Source organism: Microvirgula curvata (genome assembly GCF_054781615.1).
Window position 1 is genome coordinate 53,166 of the sequence record NZ_BAAGUB010000004.1, and the last position, 25,623, is coordinate 78,788.

The following is a 25,623-nucleotide window of genomic DNA, read 5'->3' on the forward strand; positions in this document are numbered from 1 at the left end:
TGAACTCCTTGCGCTCAGGAAAAGGCCTGGATGCCGGTCTGCGCGCGACCGAGAATCAGCGCGTGCACGTCGTGGGTGCCCTCGTAGGTGTTGACCGCCTCAAGGTTCAGCATGTGACGGATCACGCCGTATTCATCGCTGATGCCGTTGCCGCCATGCATGTCGCGCGCGACGCGGGCAATGTCCAGCGCCTTGCCGCAGTTGTTGCGCTTGATCAGCGAGATCATTTCCGGCGCGGCGCGGCCTTCGTCCAGCAGCCGGCCGACCCGCAGCGCGGCCTGCAGCCCGAGGCTGATTTCGGTCTGCATATTGGCCAGCTTCAACTGGATCAACTGGTTGGCGGCCAGCGGGCGGCCGAACTGCTTGCGGTCCAGCGTGTACTGGCGGGCAGCATGCCAGCAGAACTCGGCAGCGCCCATTGCCCCCCAGGCGATGCCGAAGCGGGCCTTGTTCAGGCAGCCGAACGGCCCTTTCAGGCCCTTGACGTTCGGCAACAGCTGCGCATCCGCCACCTGGACCTCGTCCATGACGATTTCGCCGGTGATCGACGCACGAAGCGAGAACTTGCCTTCGATTTTCGGTGCCGACAGCCCCGGCATGCCCTTTTCGAGGATAAAGCCGCGGATCTCGCCGTCGTCATCCTTGGCCCAGACCACGAACACGTCGGCGATCGGGCTGTTGGTGATCCACATCTTGCTGCCCGACAGCAGATAGCCGCCGTCGACACGACGGGCACGGGTCTTCATCCCGGCCGGATCGGAGCCGGCGTCCGGCTCGGTCAGCCCGAAGCAGCCGACCCACTCGCCGCTGGCCAGCTTCGGCAGATAGCGGTCCTTCTGCTCGTCGGAACCGTAGGCCCAGATCGGATGCATGACCAGCGAGCTCTGCACGCTCATCGCCGAGCGGTAGCCGGAATCGACCCGCTCGACTTCGCGGGCGATCAGTCCGTAGGCCACGTGTGACAGGCCGGCGCAGCCGTAACCGTCGATGGTGCAGCCCAGCAGGCCCAGTTCCCCCATCTCGCTCATGATTTCGCGGTCGAAGCGCTCGTCACGGAAGCCCTGGCGGACACGCGGCAGCAGCCGTTCCTGGCAGTAGGCGTGCGCGCTGTCGCGCACCATGCGTTCTTCTTCGGTCAGTTCCGCTTCCAGCAGCAGGGCGTCATCCCACTGGAACGGGGCCCGGTTTTGCGTTGCAGCCATGTGATTTACTCCTTTGCAGAGGATTTCGCCTGCCCCGGTGCGGGGCGTCCGACAAATTTAATTCCGCCAGGCGGAACTTTGTTCTAATATGTGGAATCAAGATACCCTCGGCACCGGTGACTGTCAAAGCCCTTGCCCCGTCTCTCCCCCCTTTTTTTGCCGACCATGACCGATACCGACAAAGACCGACTTTTCGTAACCGCGCTGGCGCGCGGCCTGGATGTGCTGTCCGCCTTCGACGGCACCGCCGCACGCATGACCAATCTGCAACTGGCCAGCCGCACCGGTCTGCCGAAATCGACTGTGTCGCGGCTGACCTACACCCTGACCCAGCTCGGCTATCTGAATGCGGTCGACAATGGCTATACCCTCGGCTTCCGCGTGCTGGCGCTGGCCGCCGCACAACTGAACCGCTTCGAGCTGCGCACGCTGGCCGCGCCACTGATGCGCGAGTTCGCCGACCGTCATCAGGTGTCATGCAGCCTGGCAACCGATGACGGAGTGGAGATGGTCTATCTGGAATGCACGCGCAGCAGCGCGCGGGTGACAGTGCAGTTGTCGGTCGGCTCGCATGTGCCGATGACCCGCACCGCCATCGGCCGCGCCTGGCTGGCGGGGCTGGAGGCGGCCGAACGCGACCGGGTGTTTGCGCGGCTCGGGCAGCACTACGGCGAGGCATGGCCGGCCGAAGCGGCCCGCATCGAAACCGCCCTGGCCCAGTACCGCCAGCGCGGCTTTACCTCGTCCTATGGCGATTACGACGATGAGGTGGTGGCGGTCGGGGTGCCGATCGCGCCGATGCTGCAGGGCCAGCCCAAGCTGGCGATCAACGCCAGCAGCCCGGCCTACCAGATCAGCCAGGAACGGATGGAGCAGGACATCGCCCCGGATCTGGTCGCGCTGGCCGACCGCCTGTCCGGCCGCGCCTGATCCGGCACCGAACGACGGACGCAAAAAAACCGGGCAAGCCCGGCTTCAGACAAGACTTATTATTCGCCGACCACCACCACCGGCACGCGCGCGGCCAGCGCACACATGAGCTCATAGCCGATCGTGTCGGCGCCGGCGGCCACTTCGTCGATCGACAGGCCGTCGCCACCCCACAGCGTGACCTTGCTGCCGACGCCGGCCTGCGGCACCGGATCGAGATCGATGGTCAGCATGTCCATCGACACCCGGCCGACCAGCCGGGTACGGACGCCGTCGACCACGCACGGCGTGCCGGCACGGGCGATGCGCGGGTAGCCGTCGGCATAGCCGCAGGCGACAACACCTATGCGCATCGGCTGCGACGCGGTAAAGCGTGCACCATAGCCAACCCGGTCGCCCGGCTGCAGTTCCTGCACGCCGATGATTTCCGCTTCCAGCTTCATGGTCGGTGCCAGGCCGAGCTGTTCGGCCGACTGGTCGGCAAACGGGCTCGCGCCGTACAGCATGATGCCCGGTCGCACGTACTCGCGCCGCGCCACGTCGTAGCGCAGTGTCGCGGCCGAGTTGGCCACGCAGCACGGCAGATCCAGTCTGGCATTGACGGCGTCGAAGCGCAGCAGCTGCGGTTCGATGCCTTCGTCGTCATCGGCGGTGGCGAAGTGGGTCATCAGCCCGCGCACCTTGACCTGCGGCAGTTGTCGCAGCCGGGCCAGCACGTCGGCGGCCTGCTCCGGCCGGAAGCCGAGCCGGTTCATGCCGGTGTTGATCTTGATGAACACGTCCAGCGGCCGGCCAGCGGCCGGCAGCGCGCGCAGCCAGTCGAGCTGGAAGGCGGAATGCACCGGCACCCACAGCCCGTTCGCCACGGCGACGTCGACTTCCTCGCGGTCGAAGCAGCCTTCCAGCAGCAGGATCGGCTGGGTGATGCCGGCCTCGCGCATTGCCAGCGCGTTCTCGATATTGATCAGCCCGTAGCCGTCGGCCACCGGCGCGAGCGCCTGCGCGACACGCAAGTAGCCGTGCCCGTAGGCATCAGCCTTGATGACGGCGAAGGCAAAACTGTTGGGGGCCAGACGTTTGGCAAGCAGGTAATTCTGACGGATGGCGGCGAGATCTATCGTCGCTTGAATCGGACGGGTCATGATGTAGGGCAAATCTCGATAAGCAGGGGGCAACACGCGGTGTGATAGTATCAACCATCTCCGCTGGAGCGGTGCTTTTTTAAACAAAACGTTTAATATTTCAACCAACGCCAAGCATGGACATACTGCAAACGCTGATCGACTTTTTTACCGGGTACGGCTATGCAGCCGTGTTCCTGGTGCTGCTGGCGTGCGGTTTTGGCGTACCGATTCCCGAGGACGTCACGCTGGTTGCCGGCGGCATCATCTCCGGCCTCGGTTACACCAACGAACACACGATGTTCCTGGTCGGCATGGCCGGCGTACTGGCGGGCGATTCGACCATGTTCATGATCGGTCGCCTGTACGGTCCGCGCGTGCGCCGGTTCAAGTTCGTCCGTCGCATCCTCACGCCACAACGGTTCAGGATGGTACAGCAGAAATTTGCCCGTTACGGCAACTGGGTGCTGTTCGTCGCCCGTTTCCTGCCCGGCCTGCGCACCCCGATTTTCCTGACTGCCGGCATGTCGCGGCGCATCCCGTTCTGGCGCTTCCTGCTGCTTGACGGCCTTGCCGCGCTGATCAGCGTGCCGATCTGGGTCTACCTCGGCCACTTCGGCGCCAACAACCGCGAATGGCTGATGCAGATGGTGTCGCGCGGCCAGCACGGCCTGTATGCGCTGATGGCGGTCATTGCGGTGGCGCTGTTCGCCGTCTGGTGGCGCAAGCGCAAACGCAAGGCCGACTGCTGACGCGCAAGCGGTACGCCCCGCCGGGGGTGTTACAATCGCGCCTTTGTCGAACTCCGGCCGGCAAGCCGATGCGCCCGTGCGCGTCGCCCGCTTGCCCGCCCCTCGTGACGAAGGACACACCATGAGCCTCAAATGCGGCATTGTCGGCCTGCCCAACGTCGGCAAGTCCACGCTGTTCAACGCGCTGACCAAGGCCGGCATCGAAGCGGCGAACTACCCGTTCTGCACCATCGAACCGAACGTCGGCATCGTCGAAGTGCCCGATCCGCGCCTCGACGAACTGTCGAAGATCGTCAAGCCGCAGCGGGTTCAGCCGGCCATCGTCGAATTCGTCGACATCGCCGGTCTGGTGGCCGGCGCCAGCAAGGGTGAAGGCCTCGGCAACCAGTTCCTGGCCAACATCCGCGAAACCGATGCCATCGTCAACGTGGTGCGCTGCTTCGACGACGACAATATCGTCCACGTCGCCGGCAAGATCGACCCGATCTCCGACATTGAAACCATCGGCACCGAACTGGCGCTGGCCGACCTGTCGACGGTCGAAAAGGCCATCACCCGTGACGGCAAGAAGGCCAAGAGCGGCGACAAGGACGCGATCCGCCTGATCGCCGTGCTGGAAAAGGTCCGCGCCCATCTCGACGCCGGCCTGCCGGCCCGCAGCCTCGGCCTGGACCCGGAAGACGTCGAACTGGTCCGCCCGTTCTGCCTGCTGACCATCAAGCCGGCAATGTACGTCGCCAACGTGGCCGAAGACGGCTTCGAGAACAACGACTACCTCGACCGCCTGAAGGCCTTTGCCAGCAAGGAAGGCGCACCGGTCGTGGCGGTCTGTGCCTCGATTGAATCGGAAATCGCCGACCTCGACGATGCCGACAAGCAGGAATTCCTCGACAGCCTCGGCCTGGCCGAACCGGGCCTGAACCGGCTGATCCGCGCCGGCTACCAGCTGCTCGGCCTGCAGACCTACTTCACCGCCGGGGTAAAGGAAGTCCGCGCCTGGACCATCCACGTCGGCGACACCGCGCCGCAGGCGGCCGGCGTCATCCACACCGACTTCGAACGCGGCTTCATCCGCGCGCAGACCATCTCCTACGCCGACTTCATCGCCTGCGGCGGCGAAGCCAAGGCCAAGGAAGCCGGCAAGATGCGCTCGGAAGGCAAGGAATACGTGGTGCAGGATGGCGACGTGATGAACTTCCTGTTCAACGTCTGAGCCTGAGCATGGATGCCACCGGATGCCGGTGGACGACAAAACCCCCGCAATGATTGAGCTTTGCGGGGGTTTTTGTTTATTTCTGTCCAGGGCGGTCGTTGAAATCCCGACGTGAGCCGGGTGTGGGGCCGGAGATGACGCCATGGAGGCCTTCCGCACCGGAGCGACCCGGGCGGTCCCGGTCAGACAGACCAGTCATCCTCGCCGGCCGCGCCATCGCCTCCGGCGGGACCTGCCGCCGGCAATGCCGGCGAATGCGCCGACGCGGCGGGGGGCGGCGCAGTGGTGGCCAGCCGCGCGTCCGGTATCGGTCGCAGCACCAGCCACAGGGCGGCGGCAATCATGCCCCCACCCAGCGCGTGGGCCAGCGTGGCAGCTTCGCCCAGGATCAGCCAGCCCCAGAACACGCCGAACAGCGGGATCAGGAAAGTCACCGTCAGCGCCTTCAGCGGTCCCACATCGGCAATCAGTCTGAAGAACAGAATGTAGGCCGCCGACGTGCACAGCAGGCCAAGCGCCAGCATCGACATCCACACCGGGGCCTCCACCTCGCCCCAGGGAATCGAACGGGTCGAAACATCCAGGGCGGCAAACGGCAGCAGCATCAATACTGCACCGATCTGGCTGCCCAGAGCGACGATCCGGCTGTCGAGGCCGCCGCGTGCGGTAATCCAGCGCCGGGTCAGAAAACCGGCCAGCCCATAGCAGAACGTCGCCAGCAGACAGGCCGCCACGCCCCACAACACGGCCCCGCTGACATCGAGCGGCCCGGTACGGGTCAGGACGGCGACCCCGGCCAGCCCGACCAGTACGCCGGCGGCCCTGGCGCCGGTCATCCGCTCGCCAAAACAGGCCATGCCGACCAGCACGCCCATCAACGGGGTCATCGCATTCAGAATGGCGCTGTAGCCGGCTGGCAGCACCCGGGCCGCCAGCGCGTACATCAGGAACGGGATGCCGGAGTTGATCACTCCCAGCGCCAGCGCCGCGCCGAGTTTGCCGTGGAACGACAGCCGCACCCGCAGCAGCAGCACCAGTGCGAGCAGGCCAAAAGCCCCCAGCAGCACGCGGCCGAATGCCGTGGGCACGGCCCCCAGCACCGGGGCCGAAATGCGCATGAACAGAAAGCTGCCGCCCCAGAGTGCGGCAAGCAGGAACAGGCGGGCGAGACTGGCGGGATTCATGATTGACCGTGACCTTTGCATGCTGCACCGGGGGAACTGCTTCCCGGATTTTCAGGGGGAAAGGCCGATTCTTCAAACGATTTGTTCTGGCTGGCTATTTAGTCTGGCTAAATCCTGTCAGCCACCGGCGAAGGCTGTTGTATTCAGACCGGATTTGACGATCGCAGCGGGAAAACGCTAGTTTTACCGGCAGCTCAGTGGGTGATCAGGCATTGCCAACCGATATTTTCATTCCCGCTCATGCTGGAAGAGACCCTGCCTGACGCCCCTTCGACCCTGCTTTTTTTATCCATTACGTCATTGACAAATCAAAGCCACTAATTATTTCCGCGGTCAAATTTTTATTTAATAGAGATTATAAATGTCTGCGAGAAAATGCATGCCCGGTGCCCGCTTGAAACGGGTTGGCAATATGACGGCGCTTTCCCTTGCCGCACCATTTTATGCCCCTGCCGCCCCCGCACAAGTGGCCGAACCGCTGCCGGTCAGCTGGGAAATCGCGGCTACAGGCGCCGATGCCGCCCGGCGCGCCGGTTTCAGGGGAAAGGGCGTCGCCATCGGCGTGCTGGACAAGGGCTTTCTGGTCCGGCACCCGTTATTGTCCGGGCCCAATTTTCATCCGCTCGACAGCACCCTGAATATCGACGGCAACACGCTGATTTTCGACGCCCGCGTACTGCAGCGGGACGAGCGCGGCTATGCCACGCACGGTGCGTCCGTCAGCGCCGCCATTGCCGGGCAGGCCTATCCCGATCTTGGCTATCTCGGCGGCATCGCGCCCGAAGCTGACCTGTACCTGTCATCGATGACCCCCTCCGACGTGATCTTCGCCACGACACACGGGAGCAAAAGCGCGGAGGCCGACAATGACAACACCCTGTTCCAGCCTCTCGACCAGCAACTGCTCGGCCATGGCCTGCGCACCCTGTACCGGAATGTGTCCGCGCTGCGCGTGATCAACAACAGCTGGAATGACGAAGCGGCCGGTGATCGCCCGGCGGATGTCGATACCGCCTATCGACGCGCAAGGCAACTCGACACGGGAAACGCGCCGCTGATCGACAGCCTGCGTGCCGCCGCCCGCCAGGATGTCCTGCTGGTATTCGCGGCCGGCAATGAGCACCGTGCCCAGCCGGGCCTGATGGCGACCCTGCCGCGCTACCTGCCTGAACTCGAACCCCATTTCCTGTCCGTGGTTGCGCTGGATGCGGAAGGCCGGCTGGCGGCATACTCGAACCAGTGCGGCGTCAGCAAGGCCTGGTGCCTGAGTGCGCCGGGCGACATCTATGCGGCCAGCGCCAGCCATGCCCCGGCCGGGGCCGGCCCGGCCTACAACCTGGTGCGCGTCCAGGGTACCTCGATCGCGGCGCCGCTGGTCAGCGGTGCAGCCGGGCTGATCAGGGAACGCTTCCCGTACATGACCATGGCCCAGGTACGCGGCGTCATGCTCAGTACGGCAACGCCCGAGGGCGCAGAGCGGGTCAGCGAGGCCCAGGGCTGGGGCCGGCTGAACGTGGCCAGAGCCTTGCAGGGGCCGGAACAGCTGCTTGGCGATCCGGTCTACCATCTCGACCGTGCCAGCGACCCGGAGGGCGATGTCTGGCGCAACGATATCGTCGCCGGCGGCCGGCTGGGCAAGGCCGGCAATGGCACACTGTCGCTGGCAGGCATGCGGAACCGCTTTGCCGGCGTCACCGTGCATGACGGGCTGCTGACGCTGGAACAGGCCCATGTCTTCAGCCAGTCAAGCCGGGTCGAGGGCGGGGAGCTGCGTGTCGACGGCTCGCTGGAGGGCCCGGCACTGGACGTGGCACCGGCAGGCACCCTGAGCGGCAGCGGCGATATCCGGGCGCCGACCCGGATCGACGGCAGCCTGGCGTCGCAGCAGGCATCGCGTGCACTGACCTTTCACCACTCGCTGATCCTGGGACGGCACAGCCGCACGCGGCTTGCCGCCGCACCGCTCGTGCTGTCCGGTTCCCGGGCCCAGGCCATGCTCGGCGGCACACTGATACCGTCCGGTCTGACGGCAGGTAGCCGGCCACTGCTCAGGACCACGGCCGGCGCACGCTACCACGGCCGCTTCGACCGCCTGCAGCAGGACCCGGCGCTGAATGCCGCCGGTCAGCGCCATGACCTGCTGTTCGCCCCCGACGGCATCCGTGTCGCCGTTCATCCACAAACGCTTCCCGGCCAGCAGGCGCTGACGGCCAATGCCGCCCGTGGCGCCACCCTGCTCAATCAGTTGCGCGATCATCCGCAGGCGCTGGGCGACAGCCGCTACAACCGCTGGTTGCAGCAGGCGCTGGCCGGGCACGCCGGCAGCCTGCCGCAAACCATCGGTGGCCAGATCCATGCCGACCTCGGTGCGGCACTGCTGCAGCAACCGCTGCGACTGCAGTCCGCCTTGCAGACGCAGCTGGGCCACCCGGGACAAGTCCCGGGTGGCAAGCGCTGGTGGCTGGATGCGGTCAGCGAGCGGGCGCGCAGCAGCGCCCGGCCCGGCATCGCCGCCAGCAAGGAGCACAGCAGCACGCTGCGGCTGGGGGTCAGCCTGCCGGTCAGCGAACGGCTGGCGTTCAGCGGCGGTTTCTCGCCAGGCAAGGACACGGTCAGCGCGGTCTCCGCCCACGCCCGGACCGACCTGCTCCAGCTGGGCGTGGCGACGCGCTACGGGCTTCGTGCGCTCGGTCACGGGCCGTATATCGGCGGGCAACTGGCCGTCAGCCGCGCCAGCAGTACGATCACGCGCAATCTGGCGCCGCTGGGGCAGACGCGAGGCGACACCGGCGGCTGGCTTTACAGTGCCGGCCTGACCGGCGGCTATCGCTGGCCGGCCACGCCGGACAGCATGATCACGCCTCATGCCGGTCTGCAGGGCAGCCGGGGTCATCTGCGCGCGTTCCGGGAGCACGGCGGCGAACTGCCCCTTTCCGTCGAGCGCGGCACGCTGTCCACGCAGACCGCGCTGGCCGGCATTGATCTGGAACAACGCTGGCAGCGCGGACGCTGGGCCCTGCTCCCCGGTCTGAGCATCGCTTACCAGCGCACACTCGGTCGCAGCAGCCAGCACAGCCAGACCCGGATCGACGGCTTCACAGTCGGGCAGACCTCGGCGCGGCACGGCCGGGACCGCGTCGCCGCCAGTCTGAAGCTCGACGCCCGCTATGCCGACTGGACCGCCCGGGTGCGTCTGGCCGGCCTGACCGGCAGCGGGGACAGCGGTGGTGCAGCCAGCCTGCAGCTGTTCCGGGCATTCTGAGTCGGCAGGACAGAATGCCGGACAGCGAACAACCCGAGCCTGTTGCTCAACAGACTTCAGACTGTCCACAAACCCCGTCCACGAAGAATGGACGAGCGAAGCGAGGTTTCCCCGCGGCGGCGGGGACGGAAGAGGCAGGATTCAATCAGGCAGACTGCCGTGTTCACGACAGTTTCTGTCAGTCGGGCGTGCACCGACGCCACTGCAACTGTCTGTGCCCACCTTCATGAGCAGTCTGGAGCCTGTTGGTCAACAGGCTTGCGGGTCTGCCGTGGTCGGGAAGCACACCCAGTGCGATCGCCCTGGCGATGCCGGCATCACGTCCCCTTCCTGACCGTCCCCGCTTTCAGAAACGCCCCGCGCACTTCGAACCGTACCTGCTCGATCACCTGCTGACGGTCGCGCAGCTGCAGCACGTGGCGCCCGGGCATCGGGAACCAGGCCAGCGTCGCCCCGCTGCCGAGCAGCCTGCCATCCAGCCACCACTGCGGCCGGGCAATGCCGCTGGCGCGAAACACCACGCGCTGGTTCTGCGGCGGGATGTCCGGGTCCAGCGCATAGATCGCACCATCGACCGGATTGCCGATGCCGCGCGTGCGGCTGCGGCGGTCATCATCGGCCGCGTAGATCATGTCGCGCGCGGTACCGGGCAGGAAGTATTCGCGATGGGCGACTTCGACGTTCCGCTCGAAGCGCACCTGGCGTCGCTCCACCCCGGCTGGCGGTGCCGGCGGGCGTGACGGTACGCCATCGTGCAGCCGGTTCATCAGTGCCAGCCAGACCGGCGCCGCACCGTGCATGCCGGACACGTCCCACATCGGCGCACCACTGGCATTGCCGACCCACACCCCGACCGTGTAGCGGCGCGAGTAGCCCACCGCCCAGTTGTCGCGCATGTCCTTGCTGGTACCGGTCTTCACCGCACTCCAGAAGCGGGTGGCCAGCGCACTTTCCAGACCGAAGGTGCGGGCCCGCGCGGTGCGGTCGGACAGAATGTCGCTGATGATGAAGCTGCTGCGCGCATCCAGCTGCCGGGCCGGCGCCGGCCGGGGGTCCCTGACCTGCCAGCGCAGCGGACTGCCGAGTCCCCCGGTCGCCAGCGTGCGATAGGCATTGACCAGCTCCAGCAGCCGGACATCGGCAGAGCCCAGCGCCAGGCTGTAACCGTAGTAGTCGCCGGACTCGGACAGGCTGCTCAGGCCGAGGTCGTACAGACGCTGGCGCAGCCGGTTCGGCGTGACCATCTCGATGGTGCGGACCGCCGGCGTATTCAGCGACGAGGCCAGCGCGGTACGGACCGAAACCGGCCCCTTGAAATCCTTTTCGTAGTTCTGCGGCGCATACAGGCCGCTGCTTGTCCGCAGGTCGAGCGGGCTGTCGTTCAGCAGCGACGCCGCCGTCAGCCAGCGCCCTTCCAGCGCGATCTGGTACAGGAACGGCTTCAGCGTCGAACCGGCCTGGCGCAGGGCGGTCACGCCATCGACCGCGCCGGCCCGCGACAGATCGCCACTGGAGCCGACCCAGGCCAGAATGTCGCCGCTGGCATTGTCCAGCACCAGCAGCGCCCCATCCTCGACATTGCGCTGGCGCAGATCGGCCAGCTGCCGGCGCAGGACACGGGTGGCGAAACGCTGCAGATCGCCGTCCAGCGTGGTGCGAACGGTGCTGCCGGCCGCCTGCGGCGACCGCGCCAGCAATTTGCGGGCGAAATGCGGCGCCAGTTGCTCGCCGCGCAGATAGTCATTGCCGTGCCGCGCCAGCGCAAAGCGGGTTTCGGCATCGATCCGGGCGCAGTCCTGCGCCTTTGTGCCGACGCGGCCCATGTCGCGCAGAATGCCGCAGGCGCGCTGCGCGACCCGGGCCGGACTGGCATTCGGGGCGCGGATCAGCGCCACGGCGATCGCGGATTCGTGGGCATTCAGCCCTGACGGCGACTTGTCGAACATCGACGCCGCCAGCGCATCCAGACCGACGATCTCGCCCCGGAAACTGACCAGATTCAGGTATGCCTCGAGAATCTGCGCCTTGCTCCAGCGGCGCTCCAGCCACTGTGAACTGACCCCCTGCCCGACTTTCTGCACCAGCGAGCGCCGCTGCGCGCCGCGCCGCAGATCGTCGTCCAGCAGGCCGACCAGCTGCATGGTCAGTGTCGAGGCGCCACGCGTGCGCTGGTTCCACAGATAGCCCCAGCTGGCGGCGGCCACCGCCGACCAGTCCACCCCGCTGTGCTGATAGAAGCGACGGTCCTCCGACATCACCAGCGCCTGGCGCATGGCCGGCGAGATGTCGGTCAGCGTGACCCAGTCCAGCCGGCGCACCCGCGCATCGACCCGCATGCGCTGCAGCGGCTGGCCGTTACGATCCATCAGGGCCACGTCGGACGAACGCCAGCCGGCCTTGACCTGCTGAAAGTCCGGCATTGCCTGCACAGCCGGCGCGATGATCAGCGCGGCCAGCAGCGCCAGCCCGCGCCCGGTTCCGGCCAGCCTCACGGCTTCGCCTTTACCGTGAACGGCGGATTCGGCGCCGCACCGAACACGTCCGGCGCATACAGCGCCTCCACCCGGGTCGGCGGCAGCCGGAACACGCCGGCATTGTTCAGCCGCATGCTGTACTCGACGCTGAAGCCGCCGCGCGGCACGTACTGGTAGTAGGCGCGATAGCCGGCAAAGCGTCGCTCGACATAGGCCGGCCACGCGTCACCGCTCTGCTGTTCGCCCTGGGTGGCGATCTGCGAATCGCGGCCCATGCCGCTGCCGAGAATGCTGGCACCGGCCGGCACCGGGTCGTCGACCACCACCCAGGTCATGCCGGCCTGGGCGCTGATGTCCAGTTTCACCCGCAGCACATCGCCGCGCGAATACTGGCCGGACACGCTCGGCTGCACCGGCGTGATGGTTTTTTTGACGCTGTAGCCGGCCGCCTGCGGCGCCCCCAGCGGCACGGCCGCCAGCACCTGCACCGTCGCCCATGGCGCACCGCTGCCCTGCTGGGCCAGCGTCAGCGAGGCCTGACCGCGTCCCGGCCACGGCAGCATCACCGCTGCCGGCTGCGGCGTGGTCCAGGGCACGGTCCGCTTGCCGGCGCCCAGCGCCAGCTGCACCTGGCCGGTCACCGGCCGGGTTTCGAACTGGCTGCCGAAACGCTTCACCGCCAGCGTGCCCCAGGCATTGGCATTGGTGGTCCACCAGGCGCCCTTCTGCTGCCGCGCCAGCAATCCGGTCAGCAGCCGTGGCGCATCGTCCTTCCAGCCCGGCACCTTGCTGGCGATCAGCAGCAGTCGCGCCGCATTGACGTCGGCGTTGCCCATCAGCCACCACCAGTAGTCATCACGTTCGGTGGAGAACACCAGCCGCGTGCCCTGATAGGTCAGCCGGCTGCGCAGGATCTGTTCGGCCTGATGCAGCTTGCCGTCACGGTCGGCCACATCGGGCAGGCGCTGCAGCAGCGACAGCCAGTCGATCAGCATCGCCGTCGACCAGCTGTTCGGCTGGATGGTCACGGTATCGAGCTGACGCGCCCGGGCACGGTCGTAGCGTGACAGCGCTTCCAGCGCCGCCAGCCGGCGTGCATCGCCGGAATCGCGCGGCATCCACAGATCACGCCGCAGTTGCCCTTCGACAAACCGGGTCAGCCCGGTCAGCATGCGCTCGCGCGCCGCATCGGGAATCGTCCAGCCGGCTTCGTTCGATACCGACAGCAGATAGGCGGTCAGCGTGTCGCTGCCACTGGCGCGGCTGCCTTCCTGGGACGGGAAGTACTGCGCCAGCCCGTCGCCGTCCAGATAGGTCGGCAGCTCGGCCATGATCGCGTCCCAGCGCGCCTTGTCGTCCAGGCCGATGGCGATCGACGAACGCTGTTCGAGGCAGGTGAACGGATAGCGCCGGAACCAGTCGCGCACCGACGGCAGTTCGTCGGCCAGCCGCGCCTGCAACTGCACCGAGACGCCACCGCGGCCCGGCTCGGCCCCCGGCGGCAGGCCGACCGGGATCGCCAGTTCACCATCCAGCTGGCGCAGCGTGGCCTGCTGCACCGTGACCGGCGTGGCCGCTTCGACCTGCTGGCTGAAGGCCAGCCGGTCCTGCGCGTGTTCACCACCCTGCTCCTTCGCCGTCAGCGTCCACGGCAGGGTGGTGATGCCGGCCGGCACCACCACATTCCATTTGACCTCGCGTGCCTCGCCGGCCGGAATCTGCACCGTCTGCGCAGCCAGTGCCGGCAGGCCGGGCGCCTGTGCCTCCACTACCGTTTTCATCGCCCGGCCGGAGCCGTTGCGCACGGTGATGCCGGCCTCGACCCGGTCGCCGGATCGCGCCAGCGGCGGAATGCCGGCGGTGATCTGCAGGTCCTGGGTCACGGTAATGGTGGCCGATCCGGTGCCGAAGTACGCCGGGCCGGCGTCGGCGATCGCCACCAGCCGGAAACGGGTCAGCGCATCGTTCAGCGGTACGCTGACGGTGGCGCTGCCGGTCCGGTCCAGCACCACCCGCGGCTGCCAGGTCAGCAGGGTATCCAGCAGCTCGCGCGTCGGCGCAAAGCCGCCGCCGCCGCCCGGCTCAAGCGCCTTGCGACCGAAGTGGCGCTTGCCGACCACCTGCAATTGCGCGGTCGAGGTCTCCACGCCATAACTGCGTCGCTGCAGCATGGCGTCCAGCAGATTCCAGCTGGTGTTCGGCTGCAGTTCCAGCAAGGCCTCGTCCACCGCCGCGAACGCCACTTCGGTGCCGGCCGGAACCGGCTGGCCGTTCGGCAGCTTGACCTGGACCCTGACCGTCGCCGTCTTGCGGATCGAATATACCGGCTTGTCCGGCGTCACCGTCACCGCCAGCTGGTGGCCGGCGCTGCCGACGGTGATTTCCGCCAGCCCGTATTTGAAGGCCGGTCGCGACAGGTCGACCATGGCGGTCGGCGCCTGGTATTCGCCGCCCTCGTTGCGGAAGGCATCCCACCAGTCGCGCGGCGTCTTCCAGCCCCAGGTAAAGAACGAATACCACGGCACCTCACGCACGCGGCCACGCACGGCCAGCACTGACACATAGACGTTCGGCGCCCAGTCCGGCCCGATCTTCAGCTCGAAAGACGGGTCCTTGCCGCTGAGTTCGATCACCCGGGTCTCGATCACGCCCTCGCGCTCGATGGCCAGCAGCGCCGTCGCCTTGCGGAACGGCATCCGCACCTGGAAGCGGGCGGTATCACCCGGCTGGTAGCGCTTCTGTTCCGGCAGCACGTCGATGCGGTCATTGTTGTCGACGTCGAACCACATCTCGTCGCGGTTGCTGACCCAGATGCGCTGCGCGGCACGGGCGCTGTGGCTGTTGCCGTCATCGGCCTCGGCGATCAGCTCGATGCTGCCTTCCCGGGCCAGTTCGATCTCGCAGAACATCAATCCACGGCGGTCGGTCTTGCCATCGCAGACCTGGCCCAGATCCTTGCTGGTTTCCTGATGGTCATACGCATAGAAACCGCCAACCAGCCGTTTGCGGGTCGACAGGTATTCATGCTGGCGCGCCCTGACGCTGACCGTGCGATTGGCCACCGGCTGCCCGCGGGTATCCAGCACCACTGCCTTCAGGCTGACCCGCTTGCCGGCTGCGACCCAGTCGTCGACCGCCAGCCCGACGCGCACGCCGGCCGGCCACAGCGTGACCGTGCGCGACAGCGTCTGCACTTCACCGTTCGGGTCGCTGTAGGTCGCCTCCATCACCATGTCGTATGGCCGGTCGAGCTTCGGCAGCTCGCGCACGGCGGTCTGGCCATTGCCGTTGCCGTCGAGGGTGAACGCGGACTTGTCCAGCACCACCTTGCCGTCCAGCGACTTCTGCGGTTCGCCGCGCGCACTTTCCGGTGCGGCGAAACTGAAATTGTCATAGCCGTCGGCCTGGTCGTAGCGTGCGCGCAGCATGGCGCTGACTTCCACCGGCAGGCCTTTGGCCGGCCCCCCGGTGCCGTAGGCCATCGACACCCGCACCGGTATCCGGCCCGGCGCAATGGTGGTCTTCGGATCGGTGCCCAGCTGACCCCGCATGACCGGCAGGCGGAACTCCTCGACCCGGAAGCGGCCGGTGTACAGGGTGATGCCGTCCAGATCGATACTGGCAGGACGGGTGTCGCCCGACTGGCGGGTCGGCTTGCGCGTCAGCGTCACCGAGTACATGCCAAGCCTGGCCGCCTTCGGCAGGGCAAAGCTCGATTCGGCATGGCGCCCACCGCGCCAGTCCAGCGGGAAACGGTACTCCTCGCCGCTGCCCTCATGGGTCACGGTCATCTGGTCCGGCAACTGCCCGGCCTTCGGCAATGCCAGACCGCGAGCGGTCTCGACGCGCAGGAAATGCTTCATCGACACCGTTTCGCCGGCGCGGAACAGCGGCCGGTCGAACACGGTGCTGGCACGCACGGTCGGCTGCGGCGTGGTGTCGGTCGGCACCGGGAAGCGCCACGGCTCGATCCCCTGGTTCCAGCCGGAACGCACAAAGGACACGTCCTCGCGGCCCTGCGCATCCTTCTTGCGCGCAGTGACAAACAGCCCGTACAGCCCGCCGTCCGGGCAGCGCCCGGCTTCATCCAGCGGCTGGTCGATGCGGGCCACGCCCTGCGCATCGGTCTTGCCCTGCCACAACAGCTCGCGGCGGCAGTCGTAGACCGACACCCGCGCGTCAGCCACAGGCCGGGCGCGGTCGAGCGTGGTCACCCACACCGCCGCATTGTCCCGCCCGCGCTTCAGGTGCACGCCAAGATTGGTCACCAGCATCGCGGTGCGCACATACATCGGCGCGTCCTCGGCCAGCAGCGACTTGCCGAGCAGGCGCGATTTCAGTTCGACCACGTGCAGGCCCGGTTCGCGCGCCGGAATGCCAACCACCGAGAACGGCCACTTGCCGCTCTTGTCCTGCGCCATCGGCACCTGCATCGCCTGCACGCCGCGCTGCCCCTGCAGCAGGCTCAGGCGGCGGGTCTCCACCGGCTTGCCGCGCACCAGGGTCGTCGTCTCGTGCCAGCGTTCGACCCGGGCCAGCCAGTCCATCATCGAGCGGTCGTCGGTCACGGTCAGGTTGCTGGCACCGACCTGGATCTGGCGGACATCGAGGCCGGCCTCCACGTCGCGCAGCGTGACCGCGATGGCCGGGTCGGCATTCAGTTCGACAATGCCGAACGGCGCGGCGGCGAACTTGGCCAGCGGCGGTGCCGAGGCGGTGGAGAACGCGAGCGGGAACGAGGCCCGGTTGTCCAGCGTGCGACCGCTGTCATCCCTGAAGCCATCCGGCAGCGTCAGGGTAAACGCGGCATTGGGCGGGAACGGCGGCTTGAAGCTGACCTCGTAGACCGTGCTTTCGGTGTCGCGACCGAAGTCCGGCTTGCGCTCGCCGTTCGGCGTCCGCAGCCGGATCTGCTCGGCCAGCTTGCGCGTGACCGGCGCCGAGAAATGCAGCGTGACCGGACGCAGCGGAATGCATGCTGCCTTTGCGCTTTCGCGCTTGCAGGTGAACGAGGCATTGAAGGCCTCGCGCACCGGGTACTCCAGCGTCTGCCGCTCGGCGCTGCCCGGACGCGTCAGCACCAGCTTGACCCGCTTGCCGGCCGGCAGGCGCTGGCCGCAGCTGACCGCGTCGACATTGGCCGCCTGCTGCTGCCAGCCCAGGTGCCTGATCAGCGCATTGCGGTCAGCAGCGGCGACACGCCGGGCCGGCAGCCGTTCCGGCGATCCCTCGACCTGGCAGAACATCGGCACTGGAGCCGCGACCCGGCCATTGAAACGCAGGGCAAATGTCTGGTCCTCGTCGATGGTGCCGCCGTTGTACGGTGCGCTTTCCACCACCGCCAGCGGACCGGTGGAAAAGCGGAACTGGCGCTGGCCGCTGATTGCCTCACCGGCCAGCGTGGTCAGCGCCGGCCTGACACTGAAGCGGCACGTGGTCGCCGCCGGCACCCCGTGCGGGAAGTCCATGACCCACGAACGATCGTCGATCCAGTGGCCGTTGCCCTTCTGCGCGCAGTCGATGTCGAACGGCGCCGGCGCGGACACATTGCCCATGCGGATCATCGGTGCGGAAAACGTCGCCCGCACCTGCTGGATCTCGCGCACCTCGTTCTGCGGGGAGAAGGACAACACGCTCGCGGCCATCGACCACGGCGAAGCCAGGGCGATGGCGAGCAGGGCGAGGGTATGGGTGGTTTTCAGTTTCATGACGATCGGCAGGCAAGGACGAAAAAAAGGGGCAAAACAGCGGTCGACAGCCCCGAAAGGGCAGCGCATGCGGACGGAATCGACAACTGCCGTTACCTTACCTGTTTAGCCTGTTTGCTGATACCGCCCGGCAAATACATGAAAAAGCCCCGCGCAAGCGGGGCTCAGACTGTCCACACACTCCGCGACGACGAACGGGCGGGCGTAGCAGGGTTGCCGGGAAACGGTACCGGTGGCCGCCTTAGCGGTACACCAGCCCGCCGTCGATCATCGGCGCCTGACCGGTCATGTAATCGGCGTCCGGACCGGCCAGATAGGACACGAAGGCGGCCACGTCGTCCGGCGTCTCGGCACGGCCGAGCGCGATGCCCTCGACGAACTTGCGATAGGTCGCGCCCGGTTCGGCACCGGTGGCTTCGACCATGCCCTTGTCGATCTCGACCCACATGTCGGTGCCGACCACGCCCGGGCAGTAGGCATTGACGGTGATGCCGGACGAGGCAAGTTCCTTGGCCGCCGCCTGGGTCAGCGCACGAATGGCGAACTTGGTCGCGGAATAGACGCCGAGCAGCGCATAGCCCTCATGGCCGGCGATCGACGAGGCATTGATGATCTTGCCCTTGTGCCCGCGCGCCCTGAACTTCTTCGCCGCCGCCTGGATGCCCCACAGCACGCCATCGACATTGATCCTGAAAATGCGCTCGGTTTCCGCCGGCGTGACATCCAGCAGCGCCCTGACCTGGGCGATGCCGGCATTGTTGACCATGATGTCGAAGCCGCCGAGCGTCTTCTCGGCATGCTCCACCGCCGCGTACACCTGATCGCGGTCACCGACATCGGCCACGAAAGTCGTGGCCTTGCGTCCGAGCGCCGCCACTTCGGCCGCCACGGCGGCCATCTTGTCCTGGTGCAGGTCGACGATGGCGATATCCGCGCCATCCTTCGCCAGCCGCAAGGCAATGGCACGGCCGATTCCCTGACCAGCCCCGGTAACCAGGGCCACTTTTCCATCAATAGTGCGCATGATGTTTCCTTCCGGATGTGGGTAATACGGTGGATCCGTATCCGATTCTGCTCCGTTTTCCGGCACGAGGGTTTGCCCTGCGACATCAGAACGGCTCCCGGCAGCTCGACTTGCGGACCCGCGGAGTAAAATGACGGCGGCAAGCCGGTCTGCCCCCGGCCAGGCTTTCCCTGCAACGGCGGGGCATGCCTGGCGAGAATCTCTGTCAAGTATTTGTACCTGAACACAATATTTGTGTCATAAGCACGCCAGACTACACGTTTGCCCTGCCGTTGCCCGCCCGGACCGGAGGGAAAAACATATACGCCATCAAGCCCGTATGAAAAGACGACTGCAATGTTCAACAACAAACTGAAGCAGGCCTGCGCAGCGCTACAGCAGCAGGTCGATGAGCAGGCTGCGATCATGCAGGCGCTGGACCGCGCCTCGGCCATCATCACCTTCGATCCCGACACCACGGTGCTGAGCGCCAACGCCAATTTCCTGCGCACGCTCGGTTATCGGGACAGCGAAGAAGTCGTGGGCAGGAAACATGCGACCTTCTGCCTGCCGGAAGACGCCGCCAGCCCGGCCTACCGGCAGTTCTGGGAGCGGCTCAAGCGTGGCGAATCCTTCAGTGGCCGGGTACGGCGCAAGGCCGCCGACGGCCGCATCGTCTGGCTGGAAGCCAGTTACAACCCGATCCTGGACCCGACCGGCAGGGTGGTCCGCTACATGAAATTCGCCACCGACATCACCGCCAGCGTCGATGCCGAGGCGGTCATGCAGGCCAAGCTGAATGCGATCGATCGCGCGATGGCGGTGATCGAATTCGCGCCGGACGGCCTGGTCCGCGATGCCAACGACAACTTCCTGAACGTGATGGGCTACCGGCTGGACGACATCCGGGGCAAGCACCACCGGCTGTTCTGCGAAGACGAATTCACGGCCAGCGCCGAATACCAGGCGTTCTGGCACAACCTGGCCAGCGGCAAGCTGTTCAGCGGGCAGATCAAGCGCATTGCCCGCGATGGCACGCCGCGCTGGCTGGAAGCCAGCTACAACCCGGTATTCGGCAGCGATGGCCGCACGGTCATCTCGGTGATCAAGTTCGCCAGCGACGTGACGGCCAACGTGCTCCAGCAACAGCAGGAAAGCGAAAGTGCGCGCTTCGCCTACCGCGTGTCGCAGGACACGCTGTCGATGTCCAATTCCGCCGTCGACTCGATCCGCCTGAATGTCGACGAGATCCAGAAGATGGCAGACAGCATTGGTCAGGCCGGCGAGAACGTGCAGGCGCTCGGCGCCCGTTCCGGCCAGATCACATCAATCGTGCAGACCATCAGGGACATCGCCGACCAGACCAATCTGCTGGCACTGAACGCGGCCATCGAAGCCGCGCGTGCCGGCGAAACCGGCCGCGGCTTCGCCGTAGTCGCCGACGAGGTGCGCAAGCTGGCCGAGCGCACCGCTTCGTCGACCGCCGAGATCGGTGCCATGGTGTCCGAGATCCAGCAACGGACCCGGACCGCCGTCAGCCATATGGAACAGGTCCAGGCGCAGGTCGGCCAGAGCGTGTCGCTGACCGAGGCCACCGGCGCCACCATGAACCGGATCAGCGAAGGCGCCCGCTCGGTCGTCGACGCCATCGGTCAGTACGCGACACTGAAGGCCTGATCGGCATCAGAAGCGGTAACCGAGCCCGGCCGACACGCTGAAGCCGTTGCCGGGCAGGAAGCCCGGCTGGGCGGCGGTTGCCTTGTTGCGGATTGCGTAGCTGCTGGCGTAGCGCTCGTCGGTAATATTGTCCAGTTGCAGGAACAGGCTGAGCTGTTTGTTGCGGCGATAGTCGACCTTGAAGCCGAGCAGTGCATACGGGTCCTGATAGATCGACGACGTATTGGCATGGTCGGTCGGTGTCGCCTGCGGCAGCCAGCGCACATTCGGGCCGAAGCGCCAGTCGCCGGTCCGGTACAGCAGTTCGGCGCTGATCAGATGGCGAGGCACGCCGGCGATCTGATTGCCGGCGAATTCGCCGCCGCGAAAACGGAAATCGCTGTAGGTCCACGCCAGCCGATAGTCGATGGCGCCGCTGGCCGTCACCGGCAGCGAGCCGTTCAGCCCGGCCTCGATCCCCTGGTGGCGGGTACCGCCGGCATAGTTGTAGGTGCCGACCCTGATGCCGTAGCCGTCGGTGGTCGAGATCAGTTCGTCATCGACATCGCTGTAATACGCCGTCAGCGACCCGTTCAGCCGGCCGGCCAGCAGCTCGGCCTCGGTGCCGATCTCGAACGTGGTCGCCTTCTGCACCCCGAGTTTGACCAGTTCCGCGCGGGCGCCGGCCGGATTCTGCGGCGACACTTCCCCACTGACGATTTCCCAGTAGGTCGGTGCCTCGTTGCTGCGGCTGATATTCGCGTAGCCGCGCAGGCCCGGCCTCGGCGTCCAGTTCAGGCCGATTTTTGGCGTGGCATAGTCCCAGGACTGGTCCAGCGACGAGCCGTCGTCGCGGCTGCGCGCATCCCGCACCACATGACTCCACTTGACCTCGCCGACCAGTTGCCAGTCCGGTGCGAACTGCCAGCCGAGCCCGGCCAGCGCCTCGCGGTTTTCCGCCTGCAGCGCATAGTTGCCGAAACGCTGCATCGGCTGGCCGGTCTTCGGGCTGGTCGCATACAGCTCGCGATCCATGTCGCTGCGCGACCACGCCAGCGCCAGCCGGTAATCGAGCTGCCGCCACTTGCCGTCCAGCGTCCACTGCGCGCCGACCGTCTCGCTGCCGGTCACGGTGGTGCTGGTCTGGTTGTTGAAGCGGTCGTCCGTATTCTGCCAGTACACGCCAAACCCCTGCCGCAGTGCGTCGTCTCCCCATTGCGAACGGTTGGCCAGCCGCAGCTGGCGCGCGGCACGGCGCGGGTCGCGGCTGTACACATTCAGCAGCTTGTCCTGCGCGGTATTGCCGTCCCCCATGACGCCGCGCGGATTGCTGTCGATGCGGTCCCTGGGCACCACGGTCGGGATATCGAACTGCAGGTCGGTCCACGACAGATAGCTGCGGTTCTCGAAGCGGTCGCCAAGACGGAAGCCGGTATTGGCCTGCACGCTGCTGCGCGTCGATCCCGAGTGATGACGGTAGCCGTCGTAGTTGTCGGCGCTGACGCTGAGGCGACCGTCGAGCTGCTCGCCCTGCCCGCCGACGGCGGCCTGCAGCGCCTGACGGCCAAAACTGCCGCCTTCCAGCCGCAACTGCCCGCGCCCGTCCGCGCCGGTCATCGACTGGAAGTCCAGCTCGCCGCCGAGCGTGGTCGCCCCCGGCGTCGTCGCGTTGGCGCCGCGCCGCGCGGTAATGAATGCACTGTTGCGCGGTTCGAGCAGGCCGATGATGAATGACCCGTCGGCCTCGTTCAGTGGCAGCCCGTCCTGCAGCAGCAGCACGCCGCGATTGACCGGATTGCTCTGGATACCGGAACCGCGAATGCTCAGCCGGGGCTGGTCCGCGCCGCCGAAAAAGTCCTGGATGATGATGCCCGGCTGGTAGTCGAGCGCATCGCGCAGCGTCGCCAGCCGGGTTTCCTGCTGCGGCTCGGCCAGATTGGTACCACCAGGCACGCGGGCCAGTTTCGCGCGGGCCTGCCCGGCCGTCGGCGCCAGCGGCACGGCCTGTCCTTGCCGGTCGGACACGACCACCGGCGTCAGCACGACTTCGTCATCGGCGAGGGTGGCCGCCGGCAGGGCAGCGGCGATCGCCAGGCCCAGCAGCGGGCGTTGGAACGCATTCGGGAACATCGGAACTCTCTTTCAGGATGGGGGCGCCGCTCAGCCGTGCACGTAGAACATGCTTTTGGCGAGCAGCACGATGGCGACCATGTGACAGAACACGCTGAGGTGGAGACGGCGGAAGCGGACCGAACTCATCTGTCCGCACCCCCGCCAGCGCATGGCGAGCAGGAAGTGGCCGAACACGCTCAGCGCCAGGGCGATCTTCAGCGCCAGCAACGTGCCGAAGCCGCCGGCGAGCGGCGTCATCAGCGCTGCGCGGTGATGCCAGCCAAGGCCGAGGCCGGCGCTGAACAGCACCAGCAGCACCCACGGCATCAGCGACCGGGCACGGGCGGAGATCGCCTGTTCCAGCTCGCGCATCGACGCCGCCGGCATTCGCCTGCGCACGCCTTCCAGGATCAGGACTTCGAAAAACACCGTGCCGATGAAGATCAGCGCGGCAAACAGGTGCAGGATCAGCAGGACGGGATAAGTCATCGGGACAACACTCCGGGGTGGACAAGGGCGGCATGCAGGGCGGCGGCGACCTGGTCGCGGGACTGGCCGGGACGGCGGTCGTCAATATCGAACCGGCGCAGCGAGCCGGCATCGAGCAAGGCACAGCGGTCGACCAGCCCGACCAGTTCGTCCGGGTGGTGGCTGACGCAGATCAGCGCCGCGCGGGTCTGCGCCAGCAAGGAACGGCAGACCTCGCCAAGTGACGCGCGCAGGCCCGGATCAAGCGCGCTGAACGGCTCGTCGAGCAGCAGCAGGTCCGGCTCCAGCGCAAAGGCACGGGCCAGTGCCGCCCGTTGCGCCATGCCGCCGGACAACTGCCCGGGCCAGGCATCAGCCTGTGCGCCCAGGCCGACCCGCTCCAGCCACTCGCCGGCCCGCCGGCGCGCCTCGGTGGCACCGCAGCCGGCGGCACGCAGCGGAATTTCCACATTGGCGCGCACGCGCCGCCAGGGCAGCAGCCGCGGCTCCTGGAACACCAGCAGCGGGTGGGCAAAGTCATTGCGGTAGCCGCCCTGCGATGGCACCAGCAGCCCGGCCGCCAGTTTCAGCAGCGAACTCTTGCCGCTGCCGCTGACACCGAGCAGACCGAGGTGCTCGCCGGGACGCAGTTGCAGATCAACGCCATCGACAATGCGGCGACCGCCGCGATCGATGGATACCCCGCGCAGTTCAAGCATGGTTTGCCTCCTGCCAGCGGGTCAGCCGGCGCTGCAGCGGTTGCTGCACGCTGAATTCGAGGACCGCCACCAGCAGCAGCAACAGCAGCGCCCATGCATACAGCTCGCCGCTGTCGAAGGTGCTGCGGGCATTGGCCAGCGCAAAGCCGGCGCCGCTGTCGGCGCCGAGCACCTCGGCCATCACCACCACCCGCACACCACCGCAGGTGGCAATCAGCAGCGCGGCGGTCAGCGGCGCAGCCAGATGCGGGACATACAGGTGCCAGAGCCGCTGCCACGGCCGCAGCCGGTAGACCGCAGCCATTTCGACCAGTGCCGGGTCGAGCATCTGCATGCCCCTGACCGTGTTCACATACATGCCGGGCGCAACCATCAGCGTGGCGATAAACACCACCATGGCCGAACCGAGGCCGAACCACAGCATGGCCAGCACCACCACGACCACCGGCGGCACCGCCATCAGCAACCAGCGCAGCGGTTCGAGCAGGCCGCGCAGCCGTGGTGACAGACCGGCCAGCAGGCCGAGCGCAAAGCCGGCCCCTGCGCCAAGCCCGACGCCGGCGGCGATGCGCAGCAGGCTGGCCCCGGCCTGGGCATGAAAATCATCGCTGTGCAGCAAGCGCCACAGCGCGGCCAGCGTCTGCAGCGGCGTCGCCATCAGCAGCGGCCCCAGCCGGATCGCGGCCAGTTGCCACAGCAGCAACAGCAGCGCCCCACCGGCCAGCGCCCAGATCCGCGACGTTCGCCGCGAGACGGCAAGACGGGGCGCGCTCATGGTCCGTAGAACCCGACGTCGGGCAGGCGGCCACCGATCGCCTGCGGGTGCTTGTCGGCAATCAGCCGGTACAGCGCTTCCAGTTGCGGACGGACTTCGCTGGCCGGGCGGCTGTCGAGCCGGGTGACGCGGATCGACGCCTCGATGGCGGCGACCGGCAGTTGCGGCAGATGGCGATGCGTCAGTTCGGCGCAGGCACGCGGCTGTGCCGCGCACCAGCGGGCCGAGGCCGCGTACGCGTGTTCGACCACTCGCGACAGCGCCAGGTCCGGTGCGCGGCGTGAACTGGCCATCAGCCCGGCCTGCGGCAGCGCCGGCTGGCCCGGAAAGGCCTCGCGCCACGCCGAAGCCAGACTTTGCGAGCGGTACAGCGGCGCACCGCCGGCCCGGGCATTGCGCCATAGCAGCAGCGACGCCATCGGCTCGCCGAGCACGGCGTGATCGGCCTGTCCGGCCAGCATCAGCGCGACCGCATCCTGCATGTCGCGGGTGCGCCGCAGCGTGACCTTGCCGGCCACGCGCTCCGCCCGCAGCACTTCGTCGAGCAGAATGGCCGGCAGATCGCGCGAGAACGACGTCAGCAGCACCTTGCCGGACAGGTCGGCATAGCGCCTGACCTGCGGGTCGCGGCTGACCAGCCACAGCTGGCCCCATACCGAAATGTTCAGCAGCCGGACCGGCTCGCCGCGATTGGCCAGCAGTGCCGGCAGATTGGCCGGCGCAGCGGTGTAGTCGGCCTGGCCATTGGCCAGCAGCACGCGCAACTGGTCGGGGTTCTGCCACAGCCGGAACGTCACCCGGTCCGCATGGGATTTCAGTGCCCCGCTGTCGATCATGTGCAGCAGCGGGAAGCTGACCACCGATGCCGGCCCGGCCAGTGTCAGCGGCGGGCGCGTCTCCGCCGCACCGGCGGTGCCGGCCAGCAGCAGACACAGCGCGGCCGCGGCATGCCGGGCCGTATTGATTGATTTGATAATACGAATTATTCTCATGCGGTCATTTTCGCTGCATGAGACCCACACCCCCAATGACATATGTCATGAC

At 67.0% G+C, this 25,623-nt stretch carries 16 protein-coding genes; 5 read left to right on the forward strand and 11 right to left on the reverse strand.

Annotation, left to right across the window (positions count from 1 at the left end; translation table 11 throughout):
* Nucleotides 1–14: 14 nt before the first annotated feature.
* A complete protein-coding gene (locus ACYVG8_RS02400) occupies nt 15–1,202 on the reverse strand; it encodes an acyl-CoA dehydrogenase (protein ID WP_107889263.1) in 1,188 nt (395 codons plus the stop codon).
* A 165-nt stretch (nt 1,203–1,367) separates the two neighbouring features.
* Between ACYVG8_RS02400 and ACYVG8_RS02405 the strand changes: the two genes are divergently transcribed.
* Nucleotides 1,368–2,132, forward strand: coding sequence for an IclR family transcriptional regulator (locus ACYVG8_RS02405; RefSeq protein WP_028499556.1), 765 nt, complete (start codon nt 1,368–1,370; stop codon nt 2,130–2,132).
* 59 nt (nt 2,133–2,191) lie between these two features.
* On the opposite strand, the gene alr is transcribed toward ACYVG8_RS02405, so the two are convergent.
* On the reverse strand, nt 2,192–3,274 hold the full coding sequence (alr, locus tag ACYVG8_RS02410; protein WP_199905565.1) for an alanine racemase: 1,083 nt from the start codon (nt 3,272–3,274) through the stop codon (nt 2,192–2,194).
* A 116-nt stretch (nt 3,275–3,390) separates the two neighbouring features.
* Here alr and ACYVG8_RS02415 point away from each other — a divergent pair, with 116 nt between their 5' ends.
* Nucleotides 3,391–4,005, forward strand: a complete 615-nt coding sequence (locus tag ACYVG8_RS02415) for a DedA family protein (RefSeq protein WP_028499558.1) — start codon at nt 3,391–3,393, stop codon at nt 4,003–4,005.
* 121 nt (nt 4,006–4,126) lie between these two features.
* The gene (ychF, locus tag ACYVG8_RS02420) at nt 4,127–5,218 is read left to right on the forward strand and encodes a redox-regulated ATPase YchF (protein ID WP_028499559.1); all 1,092 of its coding nucleotides are present in this window, start codon (nt 4,127–4,129) and stop codon (nt 5,216–5,218) included.
* Nucleotides 5,219–5,400: 182 nt separating this feature from the next.
* Here the strand turns inward: ychF and ACYVG8_RS02425 are convergent, their stop codons facing one another.
* Nucleotides 5,401–6,402: a DMT family transporter gene (locus ACYVG8_RS02425; RefSeq protein ID WP_460744969.1), complete on the reverse strand. Its 1,002-nt coding sequence runs from the start codon at nt 6,400–6,402 to the stop codon at nt 5,401–5,403.
* A gap of 412 nt (nt 6,403–6,814) precedes the next feature.
* On the opposite strand from ACYVG8_RS02425, the gene ACYVG8_RS02430 reads away from it, so the two are divergent.
* Complete coding sequence (locus ACYVG8_RS02430; RefSeq protein ID WP_460744970.1) at nt 6,815–9,664, forward strand: S8 family peptidase; 2,850 nt, start codon at nt 6,815–6,817, stop codon at nt 9,662–9,664.
* Between the two features lie 317 nt (nt 9,665–9,981).
* Here the strand turns inward: ACYVG8_RS02430 and pbpC are convergent, their stop codons facing one another.
* From pbpC to ACYVG8_RS02445, 3 genes are all read right to left on the reverse strand, one after another.
* Nucleotides 9,982–12,156: a penicillin-binding protein 1C gene (gene pbpC / locus ACYVG8_RS02435; protein WP_460744971.1), complete on the reverse strand. Its 2,175-nt coding sequence runs from the start codon at nt 12,154–12,156 to the stop codon at nt 9,982–9,984.
* On the reverse strand, nt 12,153–17,846 hold the full coding sequence (locus ACYVG8_RS02440; RefSeq protein WP_460744972.1) for an alpha-2-macroglobulin family protein: 5,694 nt from the start codon (nt 17,844–17,846) through the stop codon (nt 12,153–12,155). The genes pbpC and ACYVG8_RS02440 overlap by 4 nt, the downstream gene beginning before the upstream one ends.
* A 241-nt stretch (nt 17,847–18,087) precedes the next feature.
* Nucleotides 18,088–18,870: an acetoin reductase gene (locus ACYVG8_RS02445; RefSeq protein ID WP_036386144.1), complete on the reverse strand. Its 783-nt coding sequence runs from the start codon at nt 18,868–18,870 to the stop codon at nt 18,088–18,090.
* A gap of 336 nt (nt 18,871–19,206) precedes the next feature.
* Here ACYVG8_RS02445 and ACYVG8_RS02450 point away from each other — a divergent pair, with 336 nt between their 5' ends.
* Nucleotides 19,207–20,526: a methyl-accepting chemotaxis protein gene (locus ACYVG8_RS02450; protein WP_107889254.1), complete on the forward strand. Its 1,320-nt coding sequence runs from the start codon at nt 19,207–19,209 to the stop codon at nt 20,524–20,526.
* Nucleotides 20,527–20,532: 6 nt separating this feature from the next.
* Here ACYVG8_RS02450 and ACYVG8_RS02455 read toward each other — a convergent pair whose 3' ends face one another.
* From ACYVG8_RS02455 to ACYVG8_RS02475, 5 genes are read right to left on the reverse strand one after another with little or no spacing between them, the layout of a single operon-like run.
* The gene (locus ACYVG8_RS02455; RefSeq protein ID WP_460744973.1) at nt 20,533–22,635 is read right to left on the reverse strand and encodes a TonB-dependent receptor family protein; all 2,103 of its coding nucleotides are present in this window, start codon (nt 22,633–22,635) and stop codon (nt 20,533–20,535) included.
* A gap of 30 nt (nt 22,636–22,665) precedes the next feature.
* On the reverse strand, nt 22,666–23,106 hold the full coding sequence (locus tag ACYVG8_RS02460; protein ID WP_028499565.1) for a CopD family copper resistance protein: 441 nt from the start codon (nt 23,104–23,106) through the stop codon (nt 22,666–22,668).
* Nucleotides 23,103–23,804 (reverse strand): ATP-binding cassette domain-containing protein, encoded by a 702-nt coding sequence (locus ACYVG8_RS02465; RefSeq protein WP_028499566.1) that lies wholly within the window; start codon nt 23,802–23,804, stop codon nt 23,103–23,105. Before ACYVG8_RS02465 ends, ACYVG8_RS02460 begins: the two co-directional genes overlap by 4 nt.
* A complete protein-coding gene (locus tag ACYVG8_RS02470) occupies nt 23,797–24,579 on the reverse strand; it encodes an ABC transporter permease (protein ID WP_028499567.1) in 783 nt (260 codons plus the stop codon). The genes ACYVG8_RS02465 and ACYVG8_RS02470 overlap by 8 nt, the downstream gene beginning before the upstream one ends.
* A complete protein-coding gene (locus ACYVG8_RS02475) occupies nt 24,576–25,571 on the reverse strand; it encodes an ABC transporter substrate-binding protein (protein WP_460744974.1) in 996 nt (331 codons plus the stop codon). Before ACYVG8_RS02475 ends, ACYVG8_RS02470 begins: the two co-directional genes overlap by 4 nt.
* Nucleotides 25,572–25,623: the final 52 nt, after the last annotated feature.